This window comes from bacterium (genome assembly GCA_023230585.1).
Lineage (GTDB): Bacteria > Ratteibacteria > UBA8468 > B48-G9 > JAFGKM01 > JALNXB01.
The window spans coordinates 1-4,628 of sequence record JALNXB010000097.1 but is presented as its reverse complement, the minus strand read 5'-3'; the positions used below and the strand labels follow the sequence as shown (position 1 = coordinate 4,628).

Annotated in this window: 2 protein-coding genes and 1 CRISPR repeat array; both genes read left to right on the top strand. The window is 38.2% G+C overall.

Going from position 1 to position 4,628, the window contains the following annotated elements; genetic code table 11:
- The first annotated feature begins 419 nt into the window (after positions 1-419).
- Positions 420-2,108 carry a glutamine--tRNA ligase/YqeY domain fusion protein gene (locus M0P98_09230; protein ID MCK9267029.1) on the top strand — a complete coding sequence of 563 codons (1,689 nt, stop codon included), beginning with the start codon at positions 420-422 and terminating at the stop codon, positions 2,106-2,108.
- A 120-nt stretch (positions 2,109-2,228) separates the two neighbouring features.
- Positions 2,229-2,785: direct repeats of the CRISPR family, unit length 37 nt; unit sequence GTCAGAATCATTAGACCCGTTCATAGGGGATTGCGAC.
- Positions 2,786-3,173: 388 nt separating this feature from the next.
- Positions 3,174-4,250 carry an NAD/NADP octopine/nopaline dehydrogenase family protein gene (locus tag M0P98_09225; protein ID MCK9267028.1) on the top strand — a complete coding sequence of 359 codons (1,077 nt, stop codon included), beginning with the start codon at positions 3,174-3,176 and terminating at the stop codon, positions 4,248-4,250.
- Positions 4,251-4,628: the final 378 nt, after the last annotated feature.

Below are 4,628 nucleotides of genomic sequence, written 5' to 3'. Positions count from 1 at the left end.
TCACTCTGGTACTACGGCGCATACACCTTCTACACAACAATCGGGCACTCTGAGAACTCACCCTTCTGCATATAAAGCATCTCCGAAGGGCTTAACAGGCTCAGAGTAGGGGAACAAAAGGCTTGAACCTTTTGTTAACAGCCCCCCCATTCCGTCTTTGCGAGTGAATATGAAGCAAACCTCCGAAGTTTGCAAAACTTGGGATTAATGAAAGAACGATGTACGGAGCAATCTTCGGGGGTTTGCAACCAAGATTGGTACAATTCCCCTCACAAATACTATGGGACAAGACTCGCTTTTATCCTTTCTACTAAGCCTATAATTTTTAAAACCTACTCTACCCCCCATACCTGCTTCACACATAATTTTGACAAAAACTCTTTAAAAAACTAAAATATTGGTATTGGAGGTACTAAAAAATGGACGAAAAGAAGGTTAAAACAGACTTTATTAGAGAAATCATACGAGAAGATTTAGAAACAGGAAAATGGAAAAGTATACACACAAGATTCCCTCCCGAACCTAATGGATACTTACATATCGGGCACGCAAAATCTTTATGTATAAACTTTGGCTTAATTGAAGAGTTTGGAGGTAAATGTAACCTCCGTTTTGACGATACCAACCCTGTAAAAGAAGATGTGGAATACGTAGAATCAATCAAAGAAGATATCAGATGGTTAGGTTTTCAATGGAACGGGGTTGAGTTGTACGCTTCTGACTATTTTGAACAACTCTTTGAATATGCAGTTACCCTTATAAAAGAAGGTAAAGCGTATGTTTGCGAACTATGCACTGAAGAGATAAGAAAATATAGAGGCACTTTAACAGAACCAGGAAAAGATAGTCCTTACAGAAACAGAGACGTATCGGAAAATTTAAGATTGTTCTATGAAATGAGAGAAGGAAAGTATCCCGACGGCTCTAAGGTTTTAAGGGCAAAGATAGATATGTCCTCCCCCAACCTAAATATGAGAGACCCTGTTATGTACAGGATAATACATACCTCTCATCATCGTACGGGTGACAAATGGTGTATATACCCCACATACGACTGGGCACACGGACAGAGCGATTCCATCGAAAAAATAACCCATTCTATATGTACCATAGAGTTTGAAGACCATCGACCTCTGTATAACTGGTTCATAGAACAACTAAAGATACACCCTTCCAGGCAGATAGAGTTTGCGCGCCTCAACCTAACATATACTGTTTTAAGCAAAAGACGGTTATTGGAACTTGTAAATAATAAATATGTTGAAGGTTGGGACGACCCACGTATGCCTACCTTATCAGGGATAAGAAGAAGAGGATACACTTCTACTGCAATAAAGAATTTCTGTGCTACAATTGGTGTCGCTAAAACAGATAGTACGGTCGATTTTTCTTTGTTGGAATATTTTTTAAGAGAAGATTTAAATAAGAAAGCAGATAGAGTTATGGCTGTTTTGAACCCTGTAAAAGTTGTAATATTAAATTATCCGGACGATAAAACAGAGTATTTAGAAGCAATCAACAACCCTGAAGATGCTTCTGCTGGTACTCGAGAAATTCCGTTTTCAAAAGAGATATATATAGAACGAGAAGATTTTATGGAGGACCCACCAAAAAAATTTTATAGGCTATCTCCCGGCAGAGAAATTCGTTTAAGGTATGCCTATTTTATTAAATGTGTTGATGTTATTAAAGATTCTAACGGAAACATTACCGAACTACATTGCACATACGACCCTTTAACAAAAGGAGGAGATTCTCCCGACGGTAGAAAAGTTAAGGCAACGCTCCATTGGGTTTCTGCTAAAGACTCTATACCTGTAACTGTTAGGTTATATGACCGGCTTTTTGTTAAAGAGAACCCTCTAAATTTTTCTGAAGGCGAAACTTTTTTTGATAATATTAACCCAAACTCTTTAACTACTCTTGAAGATTGCAAGATTGAACCGTCAATGTTAAATGCAAAACAAGGTGTCCCTTACCAATTTGAAAGGTTGGGCTACTTTTGTCTTGATAGAGATACGAAAGAAGGTCAACTTGTTTTTAATAGAACAGTTGCCTTGAAAGACCCCTGGGCAAAAATACAAAAACTGGCAAAGAAGAATATCTAACATCTTTTGTTCTTGTTAACTATTTTTCCGCTAATCTCTTAAGATCGGAAAAAAGGGGGGGATTAGCGGAACTGAAAACCCTTGATAATAGTGCAATTTGACAAGAGGAGTAATAACAGGTATGCTAAATTTGGACCAAAAAATAGGGGATTGCGACAAACCTGTTTATAACGCTTTCCTCACGCCTTAACTTTGTCAGAATCATTAGACCCGTTCATAGGGGATTGCGACGCATTTTGGGCAAGAGTGGGTTTCACATTGGATATACCGTCAGAATCATTAGACCCGTTCATAGGGGATTGCGACACCGCATACCGCAGTCCGAGACCAGTCGGCTTGTTAGAGTCAGAATCATTAGACCCGTTCATAGGGGATTGCGACATCTGTTTCTGATATTGTGATATTGCACTCACTACATTTGTCAGAATCATTAGACCCGTTCATAGGGGATTGCGACCATCTCCATAAAAGCTTCTCCTTTAGGTGCTAGATAGTCAGAATCATTAGACCCGTTCATAGGGGATTGCGACTTAGCAAACTAATCACTACACTTTTCTTTACAACTTTGTCAGAATCATTAGACCCGTTCATAGGGGATTGCGACCATCTCCATAAAAGCTTCTCCTTTAGGTGCTAGATAGTCAGAATCATTAGACCCGTTCATAGGGGATTGCGACAAAAAATTAAACTGCATTCCACAACTTTCAACAATTCAGTCAGAATTATTGTGAGTCCTCAGTGGATACTGTTCAGAGCAATAATCTGCCTCACGGGTTTGTAGAAACAAAGAACTTTTGCCTTCTTTCCGCACACTTTGTTATCCTAAACGCCCCACCCTGTCATACTGAACTTGTTTTAGTAACCTTGCCTTTGTTTTTCTTTATTTGCCTCTCCTCTGGGGGTAGAGGGCAAAAATGGGAAGGTGTATGCACTGTAGTCTCAGATAGAACAGACCCACTTTAATATGGTGTTTATTGTTCTAAACCTAAAAATTGTGATAATATAAGGTTAAATGTAATCTTATGATGACGTTACAATTTTTTAAGTGTATATTTTGGAGGAAAAATGAAAATTACCATAGTTGGAACAGGAAACGCTGGATGTGCTCACGCTTATAAAATAGCTGAGGCAGGGCATACTGTAAGAATGTTGGAACCTTTTCCTGATATTTACAAAGAAAACTTTGATGCTATTAAGCAAAATGGAGGTATCTGGGCTATTGAAAAAGAAGAGAGACGATTTCAGAAACTGGAATTCATAACAAGGAATATCGAAGAATCTATGGTTGATTCAGATGTTGTTTTTGTATTAACACAATCCCTTCAACACCAAAGTTTATCTCTTAAAATTGGACCTTTTTTGAAAGATAAAAAACTTATAATTGTTTCGCCCGGTTATATGGGTAGCCTTTTTTTTAAAAAATTTAACATAAAAAATCTTATATATGCAGAAGGAGAATCTCTTCCGTTTGATGCAAGACTGGAAGAGAACGGTGTTGTTAGAATACTTTTTAAAAATGTAAGGAACCCGCTTGCTTTTTACCCTAAGATAAGAGAGGATGAAGGGCTAAAAATAGCAAACCAACTTGTTGATACCTACAGATATAAACGCAAAAACATTCTTGAGTCTGCTATGCATAACCCTAACTTGATAGTTCACACTATAGGCACTATTATGTCTGCTGGTAGGATAGAATATTCCAAAGGTGAGTTTTGGATGTATAGAGAAGCTTTCACACCTTCTATATGGAACCTCGTAGAGCAACTTGATAAAGAAAAGATGGATATTTTATATCAAGCTGGATGCGAAAGAATCTCTTATTTAGAAGCATGTAGGTTTAGAACAGAAAAGAATCTTGATACAGATATGCTACGAGTTTTTCAAAAATATGCTCAGGAAGGTTCACCTAAAGGGCCAGGAACAGTTAATCACAGGTATATATGTGAGGATGTACCTATGGGGCTCTGTTTAATGAATTCTCTGGGAGAAAAGTTTGGAGTAGAAACTCCAATATGCGATTCTCTGATTAATATAGCATCAATTCTTTTAAGGAAAGATTTTAGAAAAGGAGCTCGTACTCTTGAAAATCTTGGACTTAAAGATATGTCTTCAGAAGGTTTGTTAAGGTATATACAAGAATAAGAATATGTTATTTTACACGTTAATATTATGGTTGTGCCAAAAAAAAGTATGTGGTGTCTACTCACTCACTCCCTCTTTGCCTTCTCCCCATGAGGGAGAAGGATCAAGGATGAGGGGGGCTGCAAAGAGGTTAATGGGATGAGGTTTATCCACCGAAGCCAACCTACGCTAAAATACAAGCTTCGGCAGGTATACCTTGGCGTAGGTGGAGGGGTAGTTGGCAGGCTAAAAAAATGAATAACAGAGGGATCAAACAGGAGACTTCCCCTGCATGTCATTCCGGACTTGATCCGGAATCTCGTTTTGTACTACTTACTTTACGTAGGTTAAGTGAGAGATCCTGAAACAAGTTCAGGATGACAAGTTTGGGCGTTCGGG

Coding starts and splice junctions, on each gene's coding strand:
- M0P98_09230 (MCK9267029.1), top strand. CDS start 420: ATGGACGAAAAGAAGGTTAAAACAGACTTTATTAGAGAAATCATACGA.
- M0P98_09225 (MCK9267028.1), top strand. CDS start 3,174: ATGAAAATTACCATAGTTGGAACAGGAAACGCTGGATGTGCTCACGCT.